This window comes from Pantoea sp. Cy-640 (assembly GCF_011752635.1).
Taxonomy (GTDB): domain Bacteria; phylum Pseudomonadota; class Gammaproteobacteria; order Enterobacterales; family Enterobacteriaceae; genus Pantoea; species Pantoea dispersa.
In genome coordinates, this window is record NZ_VWXB01000006.1 from 144,097 (window position 1) to 164,124 (window position 20,028).

Here is a 20,028-nt window from a genome sequence, read left to right on the forward strand (position 1 = left end):
CTCCACGGGTGCCCAAAAGGGCACCCGATTAATATTGATGGTTAACAGGTTAAAAATACGAAGACTGATTAGTGGTTATCCAGTTCGACTTTTACCCCCTGCTGCACCAGCAATTCGCCTTCCACTCCGCTGTGACGATAAACATCATAAACCTGACCGCCCTGAGTAATGGTGCCCGTAACCTGAGACCAGTCGCCGAGATCGGTGCCGTCTTTGAGTAAATCATTTAAAGTGATCGTTTCTTTCTGAGAAGCCTCTAATATGAGCTGTTCATTTTTAATATGATCCAGCCCATCCTCGCCTATTGAGGAAAAGACTTCGTCCAGCCTGATATCATTTAAACTTTCTAACTCCTCACTCCTAACAAATAAATCATCATTTTCATTAATAGAGTTTATAAGAACATTTTCGTCGTGTATTGGCGTGAGCTCATCATAATTCAAAACATCAATAGAACTATTTGACACTTTGGAAATATCATTACCCCATTTTACATCATCTACCCACAATCCTCCCGAATCCTTAGTTGAGAGCTCAGCATGGCTGATATACACACCCTCAGGAGCGACATAATCGAATTGAACATACTCCATAAAAACACTACTTTGGATTTGTTGGGTATGTATTAAATTACCTTCTATATCATAAACTTTTATGAATGCAGGACTACTGGCTACATTCGTTGACCCCCATCCCAAAACCGAAAAATGAATATCGGTTGTAGCACCGAAATGTAAGGTTGTTGAAACATCGCGGTCTAATTTAAGAACCCCACCAGGAACGTTATAGGTATCGTGTATAAAAAAGTATTCTCCCTCTTTAGTGGTTATTTTCAAACCACTCGAAAGCGTTGTTCCGGATAAAAAGTATTTATCACTATACATAAATTTTTCGGAACCTTTCTTTAAAGTAACATCAGGACCTATTGCAATATTCCAGCTTTCTGATTTGGCTGTATTACCTGCACTATCTGTTGCCTGTATATTAAAGTTATGAGCACCGTTGGCCAGTGCAGGCGATGGAGTAAACGTCCAGGTACCATCTATTCCTGCGGTCACTGAGCCTAGTTTGGTGCTGCCATCGTAAATAGTCACCACGCTGCCTGCTTCGGCCTTACCGGATAAGGTCGGCGTGGTGTCATCAGTTCTACTGCCTTTGCCCACATTACCGGTTTTGCTGCCGGCGTTGTCATACACCGTATCAATAGTCGGGGTGCTGATCACCGTATCAACGGTAATATCCCACGTCTGCGCCTCACCGCTGCTGTTGCCGGCGGCATCGCTGGCTTTGGCGCTGATGTGGTGCAGTCCGTCAGACAGATCGCTGAGCGGCACGAAGCTCCAGTTGCCGCTGGCATTAGCACGTGTGCTGCCCACGGGGATGCCATCAATGTAAACCGTTACCAGGCTGTTGGACTCGGCGGTGCCGTTGATGGTTGGCCGCTTGTCGTCGGTAACGCCATTTTTATCGATGTTGCCCTTAATGCTGCCGACATCATCTTCAATGGCGACAATTACTGGTGCGTTTGGTGCCACGGTATCCACGGTAATGTTCCACGCCCCGGTCTGGCCGCTGGTATTACCGGCGGTATCGGTGGCGGTGGCGGTAATGCGGTGCAGGCCGTCCGCCAGATCGCTGTCCGGGGTAAAGCTCCAGTTGCCGCTGGCATCGGTGCGCGCCGTACCGGCAGGCGTACCGTCAATGTATACGGTAACGGTGCTGTTGGCCTCGGCGGTGCCGCTGATGGTCGGACGCTTGTCATCGGTTATGCCGTTGTTTAGCACATCACCGGTGAGGCTGCCGGCGTCATCGTAGACACGAACAATCGCTGGCAGGTTAGGCGCCACGGTATCGACGATGATCGCCCACGGCTGGGTTGGATAGCTGGTGTTACCGACCGCGTCGGTGGCGGTGACGGTAAACTCATAGCGTCCGTCGGCCAGATCGTTATCCGGCGTAAAGCTCCAGTTGCCGCTGGCATTAGCATGTACCGAGCCCACCGCAATCTCACCATTGTATATGGTCACCAGACTATTGGCCTCAGCAGTACCATTCAGCGTTGGCCGTTTATCGTCGGTCACGCCGTCGCGCTTAATCTCACCGGTCACGCTGCCAACGTTATCGATGATGCTGGTGATCACCACCGGATTCGGCGCCTGAGTATCAACAATCACTGGCCAGACGTCAGACGGTGCCGAGCTGTTGCCCACCGGATCGGTCATCACCACGGTGAAGTTGTGTGTGCCGTCATTGAGTGGTGTGGTCGGGGTAAAGTTCCAGCGCCCGTCACTGCCAACGATGGCTTCACCCATTGGCTTACCGTTATCAATGATGGTGACTTTATCACCCGGCGTACCGCGACCGGCCAGGGTTGGCGTGGTGTCATCGGTGTAACCGCCTTTGTCAATTGGCCCCTGAAGGGTGCCGACGTCATCGCTGACAGAGTCAATTACGCCTTTATTCGGTGCAGTAATATCAATCAGCAGATCGAACTGGCTGGTTGGCTCACTTTCGCCGTGTGCTTCCGTGGTCGCCGTCACGGTCAGAGCGTGCGGACCTTCGCTGAGCGGCGTGCCCGGCGTGAAGTTCCACTGGCCCTGCGCGTTAGCGCTTACCTGACCAATCAGCTTGCCGTTGTCATAAATTTTCACCAGTGCGTTCGGCGTCGCGGTGCCGTACAGCGTTGGCGTGGTGTCATCGGTGGCCTGGCCGGAACTCAGGTCGCCTTTGACACTGCCAGCGTTATCTTCCACGCGGGTCAGCGCCACCACTACCGCAGAAGTGTCGACGGTAAAGTCAATGGCACCGCCAATCGGACCTTTGTTGCCGGCGGTATCGATCGGCTGCGCGGTGAAGCTGTGCTTGCCATCCGTCAGCGGCGTGCCTGGAGTAAACGTCCAGTTACCGCTGTTGTCGGCGACCACGCTTCCCAGCTCTTTACCGTTGTCGCGCACGATGACTGTCGCACCCGGCTCGGTTTTACCGCTAAAGGTCGGCGTGGCGTCGTCGGTGGTGTCACCGCTGCGAATCGGACCCTGTACCTGGCCGACATCATCGTTCAGCAGCGGATCGATGATGTTGCCTGGCGCCGTGGTGTCCACTTCAATCGGATAGACGCCGGTTTCCGGGCTGACGTTGCCGGCCGCATTGGTGGAAGTCGCGGTGATATTATGCAGGCCGTCAGGCAGATCGCTGGCTGGCGTATAACTCCAGTTACCGCTGGCGTCTGCCACCATTGAGCCCAGCTTAATACCGTCTGCGTACAGCGTGACGAGGCTGCCCGGCTGAGCGGTACCGTTAATGGTTGGTCGCGCATCGTCGGTGACACTTCCCTTCTGCACGACGCCCTGAATGTCCCCCACGTTATCCATCACGCTGGTGATGGCCGGCGCATTTGGCACACCGCCGCTGATCAGGCCAAACTCAAATTTGTCTGACGGCTCACTGACGTTGCCAGCGGCATCTACCGCTTCCACTATCAGCGCATGGGCGCCGTTGGCCAGCGGTAACAGCGGCTCGAAGCTCCAGTTACCTTTGCTGTCGGTGCGGGCCGAGCCAATCAGCACGCCATTGTCATAGATTTTTACCAGGCTGTTTGCCTCGGCGGTACCGCGTACCGTCGGCGTAGCATCATCGGTGGTGTCGCCAGCAGCGATTGGGCCACGGCGATCGCCCTGATCGTCGAACACCTCCGTGATCGCCGGCTTATTCGGTGCCTGCGTATCCACAATCACCACATAAGGATCCGACGGTTTGCTGCTGTTGCCGGCCGGATCGGTGATCACGGTTTCAAATTTGTGCTCACCGTCGTTAAGCGGGGTTTCCGGCGTGAAGGTCCACTTACCGCTGTCGTCGATAACTACCTTGCCGATGGTTTCACCGTTATCGATAATGGTCACCACGTCGCCCGGCTTGCCGCCACCAATCAGCGTTGGCGTGGTGTCGTCAGTCGCGCCGCCGTTGTCAACCGTGCCCTGTTCCGCACCCACGTCATCAAGGACATCCTCAATACCCGCGTTGTTCGGTGCCGTGATATCGATGGTGATATCGAAGGCGGCGGTGGCCTCACTCTCTCCATGTGCTGGCGTAGTCGCGGTGGCCGTCAGGCTGTGCGGCCCTTCGCTCAGCGCGACGTCTGGTGTAAAGCTCCAGCTGCCGTCTTTGGCTGCCACCGTGCTGCCAATCAGCTGGCCATTGTCGTAAATTTTCACCAGCGCATTGCCGGTTGCGGTGCCTTTCAGGGTCGGCGTGGTGTCATCCGTGACCTGACCGGATGAGAGATTACCGGTAATGCTGCCCGCATCGTCAATCACCTGAGTGATGGCAATCACCACTTTAGAGGTGTCGACGGTGAAGTCGATGGCATCACTCTCCGGCCCTTTATTTCCGGCCTTATCCACCGGCTGAGCGGTAAAGCTGTGGTCGCCCTCCGCCAGCGGCTGATCCGGCGTGAAGCTCCAGTTACCGTCTTTATCGGCTACCGCTCTGCCCAGTTCATTACCGTTGTCGCGCACGATTACCGTGGCGCCCGGCTCGGTTTTGCCGCTGAAGGTTGGCGTTGCATCGTCGGTGATGTCGCCGCTGTTAATCGGGCCCTGCACCAGGCCTACGTCGTCAATCAGCTGATTGCCTTTGCTGGCTTCTGGCGCGGAGGTGTCGATTTCAATCGGATAGACACCGGTTTCCGGACTGATATTGCCGGCTGCGTTGGTGGCGGTGGCGGTGATGTTACGCACGCCGTCCGCCAAATCGCTGTCTGGCGTAAATGACCAGTTACCGGCGGCATCGGCCAGCGTGCTGCCCACGGCTATGCCATCAACCAGCAGCGTGACGATGCTGCCCGGCTGGGCGGTACCGTTGATGGTCGGACGCGCATCGTCGGTCAGGTCGCCTTTCTGGATTGCACCCTGAATATCACCCACGTTATCTGTCACGCCGGTGATGGCCGGTGCCGTTGGTTTACCGCCGGCTGCCAGCGAGAAGTCAAACTTGTCTGATGGCTCACTGACGTTGCCCGCCGCGTCGGTAGCCTCCACGGTCAGTGAGTGCGCGCCGTTGACCAGCGGTTTGCCCGGCTCAAAGCGCCAGTTGCCCTGCGCATCTGCGCGCACGCTGCCGATCAGTTCACCGTTGTCGTAAATCTTCACCAGGCTGTTGGCTTCCGCAGTGCCTTTCACGGTCGGGATGCTGTCGTCGGTGGTGTCACCCGATTTCAGCGCACCGGTGCGATCGCCCTGGTCATCAAACACTTCGGTAATGGCTGGCTTGTTCGGGGCCTGCGTATCCACAATCACCACATAAGGATCCGACGGTTTGCTGCTGTTGCCGGCCGGATCGGTGATCACGGTTTCAAATTTGTGCTCACCGTCGTTGAGCGGGGTTTCCGGCGTGAAGGTCCACTTGCCGCTGTCGTCGATTACCGCACTGCCGATGGTTTCACCGTTATCGATAATGGTCACCACGTCGCCCGGTTCACCTTCGCCCACCAGCGTTGGCGTGGTGTCATCAGTCAGTCCACCGTTGTCGACCGGGCCCTGCACCGCGCCCACGTCATCCAGTACCGTATCAATACCGCCCACTGCTGGCGGGGTTAAATCGATGGTGAAATCAAAAACTGACGACTCAGCGCTGGTACCGGCAGCGTTAGTCGCGGTGGCCGTAAAGTGATGTTCACCTTCCGCCAGCGCAACATCTGGCGTAAAGCTCCACTCGCCTTTGTAGTTGGCTTTTACCGAACCGATGAGCGTACCGTTGTCATAGATGTGAATCAGCGCGTCTGGCGTCGCCGAACCGTTGAGGGTTGGCGTGGTATCATCGCTGACCGCACCGCTGGTCAGGTTACCCGTGACAGCACCTGCATCGTCAAAGACGTTATTGATGCTCACCAGCACCGCAGAGGTATCGACTATGAAATCAACTGGCTGACTTTCCGTGCCTTTATTACCCGCTTTATCAACCGGCTGCGCAGTGAAGCTGTGATCGCCATCCGCCAGTGGCTGGTCCGGCGTAAAGCGCCAGTTGCCGTCTTTATCAGCGATAGCGCTGCCAATTGGCTGGCCGTTGTCACGGATAATGATGGTCACACCCGGTTCGGTTACACCGCTGAAGGTTGGCTGCGCGTCATCCGTGGTGTCACCGCTGTTGATCGGCCCCTGAATCGCTCCGACATCATCCGTCAGCTGGTTGTCACTGCTGGCATCTGGCGCGGTGGTATCGATGACAATCGGATAGAGGCCAGTTGACGGACTGATATTACCGGCCGCGTTGGTCGCGGTGGCACTCAGATTGCGCAGGCCCTCGGCCAGATCGCTGTCCGGCGTGAATGACCATTTGCCTGCCGCATCGGTCAGGGTGGTTCCCAGCGCTTTGCCATCGGCATACACAGTGATCACGCTGCCCGGCTGTGCGGTACCGTTAATGGTTGGACGAACATCATCGGTCACGCCGCCTTTTTCGATGGTGCCCTGCACATCGCCAACATCATCCATCACGCCGGTGATGGCCGGTGCAGTCGGTGCGCCGCCGGCATCCAGCATGAAGTCAAAGTTGTCGGATGGTTCGCTGACGTTACCGGCCGCATCGACCGCTTCCGCAATGAGTGAATGCGCGCCGTTCAGCAGCGGTCGGGTTGGGGTGATTTCCCATTGACCTTCAGCATTCGTGACAGCTGAACCCACCAGATTACCATTGTCATACAGGTTAACCAGGCTACCGGGCTCCGCTTCGCCGCGCACGGTCGGCTGAGCGTCATCCGTCACCTCACCTGGGTTGAGCGCGCCCTGCTTATCACCCTGATTGTCATAAACTTCTTTGATTACTGGTTTTTCTGGCGCCTGCGTATCTACGATGATGGTGTAATCGTCAGACGGTGCGGAGTCATTACCTGCCGGGTCTGTCACGATAATGCCAATATTGTGCTCGCCGTCTTGCAGCGGCTCTTCCGGCGTAAATTCCCATTTGCCATCGTCACCGATCACGGTGCTGCCGATAGGATTACCGTTGTCAATGATGGTTACTACGTCACCCGGCGTGCCGCCACCACCGATGGTCGGCTGCGTGTCGTCGGTTGATCCGCCGTTTTCGATTGGCCCGGTTACGTTACCGATATCGTCAATGATATCGCCGATTTCCGGTTTCGCGGGTGGCGTAGTATCTACGATAACGGTATAGGGATCGGACGGTTCGCTGGTGTTACCCGCCGGATCGGTGATTACGGTTTCAAACTCGTGCTCACCGTCGTTGAGTGGCGTTTCTGGCGTGAATTCCCACTTGCCGTCATCACCGATGACGGTGCTGCCGATGGTTTCGCCGTTATCAATAATAGTCACCACATCGCCCGGCGCACCGCCACCGATGAGTGTTGGTGTGCTGTCATCGGTAACGCCGCCGCTTTCAACGGGTCCCTGAACGCTACCCACGTCATCCTGCACCTCGTCAATGCCGTCATTGCCAGGGGCAGTGATATCAATGATCAGATCGAACGGCGCGGTCGGTGCGCTGACGCCATTGGCTTCGGTCGTCGCCGTGGCGGTAAAGCTGTGTTCGCCTTCGTTCAGCGGCTCCGCTGGTGTAAATGACCACTCGCCTTTGTAATTTGCCAGCGCGGAGCCAATCAGCTCACCGTTGTCATAAATATGGATCAGCGCACCTGGCGTCGCGGAGCCATTAATGGTTGGCGTGGCATCGTTAGTCACGCCGCCTTTCTGCACGTATCCTGGCTCACCTACATCGTCATAGACGTTGATAATCGTCACTTCAACACCAGAGGTATCGACGATGAAGTCGACTGGCGCACTTTCTTCGCCTTTGTTACCCGCGTTATCTACCGGTTGCGCAGTAAAGCTGTGATCGCCTTCGGCCAGCGGTTGTTCCGGGGTGAATGTCCAGTTACCGTCTTTGTCCGCGACAACGCGGCCAATTTCGTCACCGTTATCACGGATGATCACTACAGCGCCCGGCTCAGTTTTACCGTCAAAGGTAGGTGTGGCGTCATCTGTGGTATCACCACTGTTAATCGGACCCTGAATCGCGCCGACATCATCAGTCAGGGTGTTATCACCGCTATTTTCCGGCGGGGTAGTATCAATGATGATGGGATAAACGCCGGTCTGCGGACTAATGTTGCCCGCCGCATCGGTAGCAGTAGCGGATAGCTGATGTTCACCTTCCGCCAGGTCCACTTCCGGTGTAAAGCGCCAGCGGCCGTTTTCATCGGCAGTGGTGGTGCCCAGCAGTACGTCACCGTCATAGACAGAAACGGTGTAACCTGGCTGTGCCGTGCCATGCACGGTTGGGCGGGTGTCATCGGTGACACCGTTTTTCGCGACGTTGCCCTGAATATCTCCCACGTCGTCAAGCACACCAATAATTGCCGGCGCGCTTGGCACACCACCGGTGATCAGCGTGAAATCAAAGCTGTCAGACGGTTCACTGACGTTACCCGCTGCGTCCGTTGCTTCTGCCGTGAGAGAGTGTCCGCCGTTGCTGAGCGGTTTGTTCGGGGTAAATTCCCAGTTACCAGCGGCGTCTGCACGTGCGGAGCCAATCAGCACGCCATTGTCATACAGGTTAACAATGCTGCCAGCTTCAGCCTCGCCTTTTATGGTCGGGAGCGCATCATCGGTCGTATCGCCCGGCTGCAGTTCACCCTGCTGTTCACCCTGATTGTCGATAACCGCAACAATGCGTGGCTTATCCGGTGCCTGGGTATCGACAATAATGGTGTAATCATCTGAAGGTGCAGACTCGTTGCCAACCGGATCGGTGATAATGATACCGATGTTATGCTCACCGTCTTCCAGAGGTTCTTCCGGCGTAAACTCCCATTTGCCGTCATCGCCCACGACAGTGCTGCCAATCGGCTTGCCGTCGTCAATGATGGTTACCACGTCGCCCGGCGTGCCGCCGCCGCCGATGGTAGGTGTGCTGTCGTCGGTACTGCCGCCGTTGTCTACCGGTCCGACGATGCTACCCACGTTGTCAGTGACTTCACCAATGCCCGGATTTTCCGGCGCTTGCGTATCGATAATAATGATGTGAGGAGCGGAAGGCAGGCCGATGTTACCGGCACGATCGGCAGCCACCACGGTAAAAGTATGCTCGCCATCAGCCAGTGCCGTTGCAGGGGTGAAAGTCCAGTTGCCATTGGCATCGGTCAGTGCTTCACCGATTTTTTCACCGTTGTCATAGATCGATACGGTACTGTACGGTTCCGCTTTGCCGGAGAGGGTCGGCGTATTGTCATCGGTGGCTTCGCCATTGCCAATCAATCCGGTGAGGGAACCGTGGTCGTCGAATACGCTGTCCAGCGTAGCCTGCGCCGGCGCTTTAAGATCGATAATGAGTTCAAACGGTTCGGAAGGCTGGCTGGTGTTGCCTTTGCTGTCGCGTTCAATCACCGTAAAGCTATGGTCGCCTTCGGCTAATGGCGTGCCTGGCGTAAATGTCCAGTTACCGTCCTGATCGACAATGGCTTCACCAATTTTTGTACCGTTATCCCAGATCTCAACAGTATTACCAGGATTAGTGCCGGTGCCGCTCAGGGTTGGCGTCGCGTCATCGGTATAGTTGCCGCTGGCCAGCGGTCCCTGAATGGCGCCCACGTTATCCGTCACCGCATCAATGGTTGCGCCTCGCGTGAATATTGGATCAGGCAGATTCCCGCCTTCACCCTCACCTGACTTACCGTGATCTTTTTTATGATTGTGATAAATGATGCCTGCCGCTGCACCAATCGCGCTAAGTAAACCCAGACCCAACAGCATCGGATTAATCAGGCCATTTTCGGCAATCAGCAGATTATCCAGCCCCGGAACGGATTCTGAACCAAGCACCAGCGCCGAATAATCGCCGTCAGCAAGCGCTGCAGCTTCGTGATCATCACGCGCATCAGAGGCGATGTATTCATGGAAAGCGTTATCTTCTGCTTTACCAACCAACTGACCAGGGTAGACAAAAAAATCCTCAATGATGAGGTCGGGTTTATCCAGATCGCCATCCTCCAGGATAACCCAGAGACTTTTGCCTACGCGCTTGACGGTGATGTTTTCAGGTGCAACACCCTTCTCACCTTCAGCAAGAATATATTTCCCATTGGCAATGGCTTTGATTTTTACCGGTTTTCCATTTTTACCGTTGCGAAGCACCTGCGCTTCGACAACCGTTTTTTTGTCTACAACGGCGACATTAACGGGGATGGCGTTCATAATTTATTTAGTCCATGTATTTTAATAGTCACGCTAAACAACCAGGTTAGCGTTGAGAAATTTCCCGGATGAGAGAGCACAATGAAAGCTCCATCCTTAACGCGGAAATAATATCAACAAGGACCGCACTTTCTTATTGAGACATGTCGCAAAACAAATCCAGATAAAAAATACAAATAATCAATTTTATCAATGAGTTATATAAATAATAAGATTAATCTCTTAGGGGAAAATTCTTATATAGCCGGATGTTTATCAGTAATTTCACCCTTAAAATTAAAAAACATAAAAATAGCAACACCGATGTCAAAAAAAATCAATGGAAATATAATTGATGGGTTAGCATAAGTCTGGAAGGAGTGAATTGCCGGGCGGAAGACAGTAAAGATATGAGTTTTAACCAGTTAACTTATGGCTATGCACAATCCACGCTATGCATCGTCATGATATGAAATTATATGGCTTGCAGCGACGCGATGATTCACGCCGCTAAGCTATCGTGACTACTTACGACAACGGCGGATAAATATCGAAACGGTGGCTTTTGGTCACCACTGCGGATTGGGTGGCGACGCCGGCCAGCGGCGGTGCGTAATCCGGGCGCTTCACCACGATGCGCTTCTTCGCCAGACGGCGCGCCGGTTCGAGCAACGCATCGGCATCCTCGTCCGGCCCCACCAGCGACTGAAACACCCGCATCTCCTTCTTCACCAGCGCGCTTTTCTGCCGGTGCGGATACATCGGATCGAGATACACCACGTCTGGTGCCGGCGTGATATCACTCAGCGCCTGCTGACTGACCACATGCAGCAGCGTCAGGCGCTCGCGCAGCCAGCCGCCGATCTCCGCATCTTCATAGCCACGCCGCAAACCATCTTCCAGCAGCGCCGCGACCACCGGATGGCGCTCCAGCATGCGCACGCGGCAGCCCAGCGCGGCCAGCACAAAGGCATCACGCCCCAGTCCTGCCGTCGCATCCACCACGTCGGGCAGGTAATCCCCTTTGATGCCCACCGCTTTCGCCACCGCTTCGCCGCGTCCGCCGCCAAATTTGCGCCGGTGCGCCATCGCGCCGGAAACGAAATCGACAAAGATGCCGCCAAGCTTCGGCTCATCCACTTTACGCAGCTCCAGATGCTGCGCTGTCAGCACCAGCGCCAGCGTGGCGCTGTCGTCCTGCTCCAGCCCCCAGCGCTGCGCCAAATGTAATAAGGCGCCGTCTCCGGCGCCTGTTTCATCCACTAAACCGATCTTCACAAGCAGGCTTATCCCTGAATTCCGTAGTGTTCCAGCATCGCATCCAGCTGCGGTTCACGGCCGCGGAAGCGTTTGAACAGCTCCATCGGCTCTTCGGAACCGCCGCGCGTCAGGATGTTGTCGAGGAACGACTGACCGGTCTGACGGTTGAAGATGCCCTCTTCTTCGAAGCGCGAATACGCATCGGCAGCCAGCACGTCGGCCCACAGATAGCTGTAGTAACCCGCCGCGTAGCCACCGGCAAACACGTGGCTGAAGGCGTGCGGGAAGCGGCCCCACTCCGGACTCGGCACTACGGCAACCTGTTTTTTCACTTCACGCAGGGTTTCGAGGATTTGCGCGCCCTGCGCCGGATCAAACTCGGTATGCAGACGGAAATCGAACAGGCCGAACTCCAGCTGACGCAGAATGAACAGCGCCGCCTGATAGTTCTTCGCCGCCAGCATTTTATCCAGCAGCGCTTTCGGCAGCGGCTCACCGGTTTCGTAATGGCCGGAGATGAACGCCAGCGCTTCCGGCTCCCAGCACCAGTTCTCCATAAACTGGCTCGGCAGCTCGACCGCGTCCCACGGCACGCCGTTGATGCCGGATACGCCAGGCGCTTCGATGCGCGTCAGCATATGGTGCAGGCCGTGGCCGAACTCGTGGAACAGCGTGGTCACTTCATCGTGAGTGAACAGCGCCGGTTTGCCCTGGACCGGACGGTTGAAGTTACAGGTCAGGTACGCCACCGGTTTCTGCAGACTGCCGTCGGCTTTACGCATCTGCCCGACGCAGTCATCCATCCACGCGCCGCCGCGCTTGTGCTCGCGCGCGTAAAGGTCGAGGTAGAAGCTGCCACGCAGCTCGCCGCTCTCGTCGAACAGGTCGAAGAAACGCACGTCCGGATGGTAAACATCCACGTCGGTACGCTCTTTGGCGGTGATGCCATAAATACGCTTCACCACTTCAAACAGGCCGTTCACCGCGCGTGATTCCGGGAAGTACGGACGCAGCTGTTCATCACTGATGGTATACAGATGCTGCTTCTGCTTCTCGCCGTAATAGGTGAGATCCCACGGATTCATGTCATCCACGCCAAACTCTTTTTTGGCGAAGGCACGCAGCTGCGCCAGCTCTTTTTCACCCTGCGGGCGCGCGCGTTTAGCGAGATCGTTCAGGAAGTCGATCACCTGAGACGGGCTTTCCGCCATTTTGGTTGCCAGCGATTTGTCGGCGAACGAGTCAAAGCCCAGCAGCTCGGCCAGCTCGTGGCGCAGCGCCAGCTCTTCCGCCATGATCGGGCCATTGTCCCATTTACCGGCGTTCGGGCCCTGATCGGAGGCACGGGTGGAATAGGCGCGATACATCTCTTCACGCAGCGCGGCGTTGTCGCAGTAGGTCATCACCGGCAGATAGCTCGGGATATCCAGCGTCAGCAGCCAGCCTTCCTGCTGTTTGGCTTCCGCCTGCGCTTTGGCTGCGGCCAGTGCGCTCTCCGGCATGCCCGCCAGCTCGGCTTCGTCGGTGATCAGTTTGCTCCAGCCCATGGTGGCGTCCAGCACGTTGTTGCTGTAAGCCGATCCCAGTTCGGAGAGGCGCGCGGCGATCTCGCCATAGCGTTTCTGTTTCTGTTTATCGAGGCCGATACCGGACAGCTCAAAGTCGCGCAGGCTGTTATCCACCGCTTTCTTCTGCGCGGTATCCAGCTGTGCGTAGCTCTCGCCCTCACGCAGGTTGCGATACGCCTGATACAGGCCTTCGTGCTGGCCCACCCAGGTGCTGTATTCGGACAGCAGCGGCAGCGTCTGCTCATAGGCTTCGCGCAGTTCCGGGCTGTTTTTTACCGAGTTGAGGTGGCTGACCGGCGAGAAGATGCGGCCCAGGCGATCGTCCACTTCCGCCAGCGGCTGGACTAAATTTTCCCAGGTGTAAGGCGCGCCCTGCGCCACTACGCGCTCCACCGCTGCGCGACAGTCGTTCAGCGCTTCAGTTACAGCGGGAACCACGTGCTCAGGTTTGATGGCGGAAAAAGGCGGTAGCGTAAAAGGCGTGAGTAACGGATTGGTCATAAGCGCAGTCCTTTCATCATGGAGTGGGGCCGCGCGCAGGGGCGCGACGCAATTTTACTAACATGCGGCCAGACGAGGGGAAAATCAATGCCACCCGCAAGGGCAGAGAGAAAAACGCGCGATGAATCGCGCCGCTACAATAAGTGCACGAATCAGTAGCGGCGCGATTTATCGCGCAATATTGAAAAAAAAGCCCGCCAGACGGCGGGCCAGAGGTTATTTGATGGTCAGCTGATAATGGATCACATCATACGGCGCGACCCACGGTGGCAGCGGCTCGCGCTCGTAAATATCTTTCGCCAGCGCCCAGCCTTCCACTGCGCCGCCTTTACCGGTCAGCGACATGCCTTCCTGCAACAGTGGCGGCAGGCTGTCGTTGAACGGCACCTGATCATGTGAAAAATCGTTGATTACCTTGCCGCTCAGAGTGGTGACCCGGACGCTGACCGCTGCCTGCTGGTCCGGCAGCAGTTTGCCTTTCACGCTTTTCACCGCAAACCACTGCATGCCGAGATCTTTCTTCAGCGCTTTACGCTTCGCCACTTTCTTGTCCAGCTGCGCGTAACCTTTTTCAATCAGTGCGTTGAGTCCTTTGCCAATGGAGGCCTGCATAGTGGCGTAACGGCGCGCCATCTCTTCGCCATCAAGCAGCGAATCACCGCTTTGCAGCTGGGTGGTTAAGCCGGCAATCAGCTGATCCATACTGATGCTGAGGCCGATGTCTTTGACCATCTGCAGCTGCACTACCGCATTGCTGGCGATGAACTGACCCAGCGTGTAACCATCGCGTTCGGCATCGCTTTTCGGGGCAGAAAGTTTCGGCGCGGCGGCCGGTTGCTGCTTCGCTGCCTCCAGTTCCCGCGTCAGCTGCGCCAGATTTTGCGCCTGCTGCTGTTTTTCGCTATCCAGCGCGGCGAGTTGTTTTTCACGCTCGGCCTGCTGCGTCTGCAGCGCGGTGAGCTTCTTCTCGCTTTCCGTCTGCTGTGACTGTAACGCTTGCAGCTGTTTGTCGCTTTCCGTCTGCTGCGCGGCCAGTTTTTGGGCGCTCTCAGCCTGCTGCGCGCTGAGCTGCTGCTTGCTTTCAGCCTGTAATGCCGCCAGCTTTTTGTCGCTTTCCGCCTGCTGGGCGCTGAGCTGCTTTTTGCTCTCTGCCTGCAGTGCCGCCAGCGCCTTGTCGTTTTCTGCCTGTAAGGCCGCCAGCTTTTTGTCGCCTGCCGCCTGCTGGGCGCTGAGCTGCTTTTTGCTCTCTGCCTGCAGCGCCGCCAGCGCCTTGTCGTTTTCCGTTTTCAGCGTCTTCAGCGCGTCAGCGCTCTGGGTGGCCGCCGCGCGCGCGTCGCTGAGCTGTTTCGTCAGCTGGGCGCTGCCGGCACTTTGCTGCTGCTGGGCCTCTTTCAGCGCCTGCTGCAGCGTGGCGATGTTTTTCTCCTGCTGCTGCTTCTCCGTGCTAAGAGCCGCCAGCTTTTTGTCGCTTGCCGCCTGCTGGGCACTGAGCTGCTTTTTGCTCTCTGCCTGCAGCGCCACCAGCGCCTTGTCGTTTTCTGCTTTCAGCGCCTTCAGCGCGTCGGCGCTCTGGGTGGCCGCCGCGCGCGCGTCACTGAGCTGTTTCGTCAGCTGGGCGCTGCCGGCACTTTGCTGCTGCTGAGCCTCTTTCAGCGCCTGCTGCAGCGTGGCGATGTTTTTCTCCTGCTGCTGCTTCTCCGCGCTGAGCGCTGCCAGCTTTTTGTCGCTTGCCGCCTGCTGGGCGCTGAGCTGCTTTTTGCTCTCTGCCTGCAGCGCCGCCAGCGCCTTATCGTTTTCCGCTTTCAGCGCTTTAAGCGCGTCGACGCTCTGGGTGGCCGCTGCGCGCGCGTCGCTGAGCTGTTTCGTCAGCTGGGCGCTGCCGGCGCTTTGCTGCTGCTGTGCCTCTTTCAGCGCCTGCTGCAGCGTGGCGATGTTTTTCTCCTGCTGCTGCTTCTCCGCGCTGAGCGCCGCCAGTTTTTTGTCGCTGGCAGCCAGCTGCGCCTTTAACGCATCGTCCGCTTTCACCGCAGGTGCCGCAGAAAGCTTTTCCAGTTCCGCCACACGGGCGCGCAGACGCGTCAGTTCCGCATTGTGATCGGGCGCTGTTGCGGCTTTTTTCTCTGCCTTGCTGACGGTTTTCGCCGCCGGTTTAGCGGCCGGTTTTGCAGGTGGCTGTGGTTTTGCTGCCGGTGCCGGCGGCAGGGTGCGCGCTGCTTCGCTGAACGCGCGCAGCATGTCATCATCAGCCGCTGACGCGGCCTGTCCGGGTAGCAGTAAGGCCGCGCTAATCAGCACCGCCAGCAGATGACGCTGTGTCATCAAAACCTCCAGTCGCGGCTCCTTGCCGCTAAGAAAACAAAAGGCCTCATCTCAATATGTTAATTGAGATGAAGCCATCCACCGCGCGAGGTTGTCGCGCTGTTAAAAAAGGGGTCGGCTTACGCCGTTATTGTTAACCGGCCTGGCGAATAATCAGCTGTGACAGACGGGTTTTAATGCGGAAGCACAGTTCACGGATCTGGAACTGATAGCGCGGCATGACTAAATCGTTAATATCCGCGCCGATCGAATCTTTAATCTGCAGATATTTGTTGGTCTGCGCGCCAATTTTCTGGAATTCCGCCTGGTAGCTGTCGTAAGACGCCTGGCTGTAGAGGCGCATCGCATCCAGCTCTTTACGGCACTGCTGAATGTTGCTGGCGCGATCGTCAGCGAACGAGGCAGCGGCCGGCTGGGCTGGCGCTTCGGTTACAAACGGCTGGCCGTCAGGCCGTGCAGCGGATTCAGCCATCGGCTGAGCGTCGGCGGCGGGCGGCGTTACCAGGCTATGAACAGGCTGTTGTTTCGCGCAGCCGGCCAGTGCCAGCAGGCTTGCCACCGCGATACCAGTCATTTTTTTCATTATTGTCACCAGGAGTTATTAAGGATGCTTGAAGCAAAAAATTATACGGCCATGGCCGAAAAGTTTCCTTGCCAGAGACGCATTCCTGGCATTTCGCTCGCGACCGCTTCGTTTTCGGCTACTAACTTACTTAATCTGCGGTAAAATTTCGAGAGTCGAATTATCCCTACGTGAAATTAGTTCTCTACCAGACCGGTCGCATTCCGCTAAAGCGACCCGCGCGCTGAAAACTTAAGCGGATGGTAAAACGTCAGCAATTTTTATGCGGCGCGGCTATAATCGCGCCACACACGATCTATTCGACTTGATTGATCCAACCGCGGACCCCTCTTTTTTATGCTGAGTTATCGCCACAGTTTTCATGCCGGCAACCACGCCGACGTGCTGAAACACACCGTTGAAAGCCTGATCCTCACCGCCCTGATGGAGAAGGAGAAACCTTTCCTCTATCTGGACACCCACGCCGGTGCCGGACGTTACCAGCTGAGCGGTGAGCACGCCGAACGTACCGGCGAATATCTGGAAGGCATTGCGCGTATCTGGCAACAGCCGGACGCACCGGCGCTGCTGAAGCCCTATCTGGCGGCGATTCGCAACCTCAACCCAACCGGCACGCTGCGCTATTACCCTGGCTCGCCGCTGATCGCCCGCCATCTGCTGCGCGACGAGGACAAGCTGCAGCTCACCGAACTGCATCCGACCGATTACCCGCTGCTGCGCAGTGAGTTCAGTAAAGATGCGCGCGCCCGCGTTGAACGCGCGGATGGTTATCAGCAGCTGAAGGCCAAACTGCCGCCACCGACCCGTCGCGGCCTGATCCTTATCGACCCGCCGTACGAAATGAAAAGCGATTATCAGGATGTGGTGAAAGGCATTCAGGAAGGTCACAAACGTTTCGCCACCGGCGTCTATGCGCTGTGGTATCCGGTGGTGTTGCGTCAGCAGATCAAGCACATGCTGAAGGATCTGGAAGCCACCGGCATTCGCAATATTCTGCAGATCGAGCTGGCAGTGCGTCCGGACAGCGATCAGCGCGGCATGACCGCGTCCGGGATGATTGTCATCAACCCGCCGTGGAAGCTGAAAGCGCAGATGGAAGAGCTGCTGCCGTGGCTGCACCAGAAACTGGTGCCCGCCGGCACCGGTCACTACAGCGTGACGCAAATCGTGCCGGAATAAGCGCTAAACCTCAAATATCGCAAAATCATGCGCCAGTTCGGTGGCCGGAAACACCGACTGGCACTCTGCCAGTAGCCTTTCCCGATCCTGTGACAAATAGCGCGAGCTAAAGTGCGTAGCGATCATGCGTTTTGCGCCAGCGCGCTGTGCCACGCTGGCCGCCTGCACCGTAGTGGAGTGGCCGCGCCCGTTGGCTTTTTCCGCCATCGCCGCTTCCAGCGTGGTTTCATGCACCATCACATCGGCGTTCGCCGCCAGCTGCAACGCCACCTCGGTAGGGCCGGTATCGCCGAAGATCGCCAGCACTTTGCCTTTGGTGGCCGGGCCAAGATAGTCGGCGCCGTTGATCTCGCGGCCATCTTCCACCGTGATGCGTTTGCCCTGCTTCAGATCCTGATACCACGGGCCGCGCGGCACGCCTTCCGCCTTCAGGCGCGGTGCGTCAAGGAAGCCCGGCTTATCATGCTGTTCGATGCGGTAGCCATAGCACTCAACCACGTGATTCAGCGCATAAGCAGTGACGCGAAACTCACCGTTATCCAGCACCGGACCGGCTTCGATCTCAACAATCTCCAGCGGATAGCCGGTATAAGAGCCACTCAGGCTGAGCGCGGTCTCGACAAACTGGCGCAATCCTTTCGGACCGTACAGCGTCATCGGCTCGGTCAGGCCCGCCATCGAACGGCTGGTGAGCAGCCCTGGCAGGCCAAAGATGTGATCGCCATGCAAATGGGTAATAAAGATTTTTTCCAGCTTGCCGGGCTTAAGCGCCGATCGCATAAACTGATGCTGCGTCGCTTCGCCACAGTCGAACAGCCAGGTCTCGCCGCGTTTCGACAGCGTCAGCGCAATGGCGGTGACGTTGCGCTGCAGGCTGGGCGCGCCCGCGCCGGTACCAAGAAATGTCAGGTGCATGATAAGTTCCTTTGAGCCAACCCCTTGCCGGCATTCAACCCTATTACATACATAGGTGCAAACTTTGCGCCGGTAACTGAAGCGGCGTTACACTCTATGCCAGTTTTCCTCCAACAGATGGACACAACGGATGACCAGACATTTTGATTACCTCGCCATTGGCGGCGGCAGCGGCGGTATCGCCTCCATTAACCGTGCGGCGATGTATGGCCAGAAGTGCGCGCTGATCGAAGCGAAAGAGCTGGGCGGCACCTGCGTCAACGTCGGCTGTGTACCGAAGAAAGTGATGTGGCATGCGGCGCAAATCGCCGAAGCAATTCACCTGTACGGTCCGGATTACGGCTTTGATACCACCGTTAATCGCTTTGACTGGTCAACGCTGGTGAAAAACCGCAGCGCCTACATCGACCGTATCCACACCTCGTACGACAATGTGCTGGGTAAAAACCAGGTAGAAGTGATCAAAGGGTTCGCGCGCTTTGTCGATGCCCACACGGTGGAAGTGAACGGCGAGACCATTACCGCCGACCATATCCTGATCGCCACTGGCGGTCGTCCCAGCCATCCACAGGTGCCGGGCGCAGAGTACGGCATCGATTCCGACGGCTTCTTTGAACTGGAGGCGCTGCCAAAACGCGTTGCGGTGGTAGGCGCAGGCTATATTGCGGTAGAGCTGGCCGGCGTGGTGAATGCGCTGGGCGCAGAAACTCACCTGTTTGTGCGTCAGCATGCGCCGCTGCGCAGCTTCGACCCGCTGATTGTTGAGACACTGGTAGAAGTGATGCAGGCGGAAGGTCCGACGCTGCACACCGAATCGATCCCGAAAGCGGTGATCAGGAATGCTGACGGCAGCCTGACGCTGCAGCTGGAAAACGGCCAGCAGCAGACGGTGGATTGCCTGGTATGGGCAATTGGCCGCGAGCCCGCTACCGATAATCTCAACCTGGCGGTGACCGGTGTGGCGCTGAATGACAAAGGCTACATTCAGGTCGACAAGTTCCAGAACACTAACGTCAAAGGCATCTATGCGGTAGGTGATAACACCGGTGCGGTCGAGCTGACGCCGGTGGCCGTGGCGGCAGGCCGTCGCCTGTCCGAACGCCTGTTTAATAACAAGCCGGACGAGCATCTCGACTACAGCAACGTTCCCACCGTGGTGTTCAGCCATCCGCCGATTGGCACCGTCGGTCTGACCGAACCGCAGGCGCGTGAGCAGTATGGCGACGACCAGGTAAAAGTGTACAAATCGTCGTTCACCGCCATGTATACCGCCGTGACCCAGCACCGCCAGCCGTGCCGCATGAAGCTGGTATGCGTGGGGCCGGAAGAGAAGATTGTGGGTATTCACGGTATCGGCAACGGCATGGATGAGATGCTGCAGGGCTTTGCGGTAGCGCTGAAGATGGGTGCCACCAAAAAAGACTTCGACAACACCGTGGCGATTCACCCGACGGCGGCGGAAGAGTTCGTCACCATGCGCTAACACCGCTTCAGCGCCATCATCGCAGCCCCCGCCTGG

General features: G+C 57.0%; 8 protein-coding genes. 2 read left to right on the forward strand and 6 right to left on the reverse strand.

All coding sequences use genetic code 11. The annotated features are described in order from the left end of the window. Positions 1–68: 68 nt before the first annotated feature. The 5 genes from F3J36_RS16550 to F3J36_RS24085 form a co-directional block, all read right to left on the reverse strand. On the reverse strand, positions 69–10,205 hold the full coding sequence (locus F3J36_RS16550; RefSeq protein WP_166720053.1) for an Ig-like domain-containing protein: 10,137 nt from the start codon (positions 10,203–10,205) through the stop codon (positions 69–71). Between the two features lie 507 nt (positions 10,206–10,712). Beyond that, a complete protein-coding gene (rsmJ, locus tag F3J36_RS16555; protein ID WP_021508104.1) occupies positions 10,713–11,462 on the reverse strand; it encodes a 16S rRNA (guanine(1516)-N(2))-methyltransferase RsmJ in 750 nt (249 codons plus the stop codon). 8 nt (positions 11,463–11,470) lie between these two features. Next, positions 11,471–13,513 (reverse strand): oligopeptidase A, encoded by a 2,043-nt coding sequence (prlC, locus tag F3J36_RS16560; protein WP_058759342.1) that lies wholly within the window; start codon positions 13,511–13,513, stop codon positions 11,471–11,473. Between the two features lie 216 nt (positions 13,514–13,729). Then, entirely contained in the window at positions 13,730–15,832 is a 2,103-nt protein-coding gene (locus F3J36_RS16565; RefSeq protein WP_166720054.1) for a hypothetical protein, read from the reverse strand. 133 nt (positions 15,833–15,965) lie between these two features. Then, positions 15,966–16,415, reverse strand: a complete 450-nt coding sequence (locus F3J36_RS24085) for a hypothetical protein (protein ID WP_021508101.1) — start codon at positions 16,413–16,415, stop codon at positions 15,966–15,968. Positions 16,416–16,751: 336 nt separating this feature from the next. Between F3J36_RS24085 and F3J36_RS16575 the strand changes: the two genes are divergently transcribed. Further along, entirely contained in the window at positions 16,752–17,594 is an 843-nt protein-coding gene (locus F3J36_RS16575) for a 23S rRNA (adenine(2030)-N(6))-methyltransferase RlmJ (RefSeq protein WP_021508100.1), read from the forward strand. Between the two features lie 3 nt (positions 17,595–17,597). On the opposite strand, the gene rnz is transcribed toward F3J36_RS16575, so the two are convergent. Further along, positions 17,598–18,509 (reverse strand): ribonuclease Z, encoded by a 912-nt coding sequence (rnz, locus tag F3J36_RS16580; protein ID WP_166720055.1) that lies wholly within the window; start codon positions 18,507–18,509, stop codon positions 17,598–17,600. Positions 18,510–18,639: 130 nt separating this feature from the next. Between rnz and gorA the strand changes: the two genes are divergently transcribed. After that, positions 18,640–19,992 (forward strand): glutathione-disulfide reductase, encoded by a 1,353-nt coding sequence (gene gorA / locus F3J36_RS16585; protein ID WP_058770933.1) that lies wholly within the window; start codon positions 18,640–18,642, stop codon positions 19,990–19,992. Positions 19,993–20,028 lie beyond the last annotated feature (36 nt).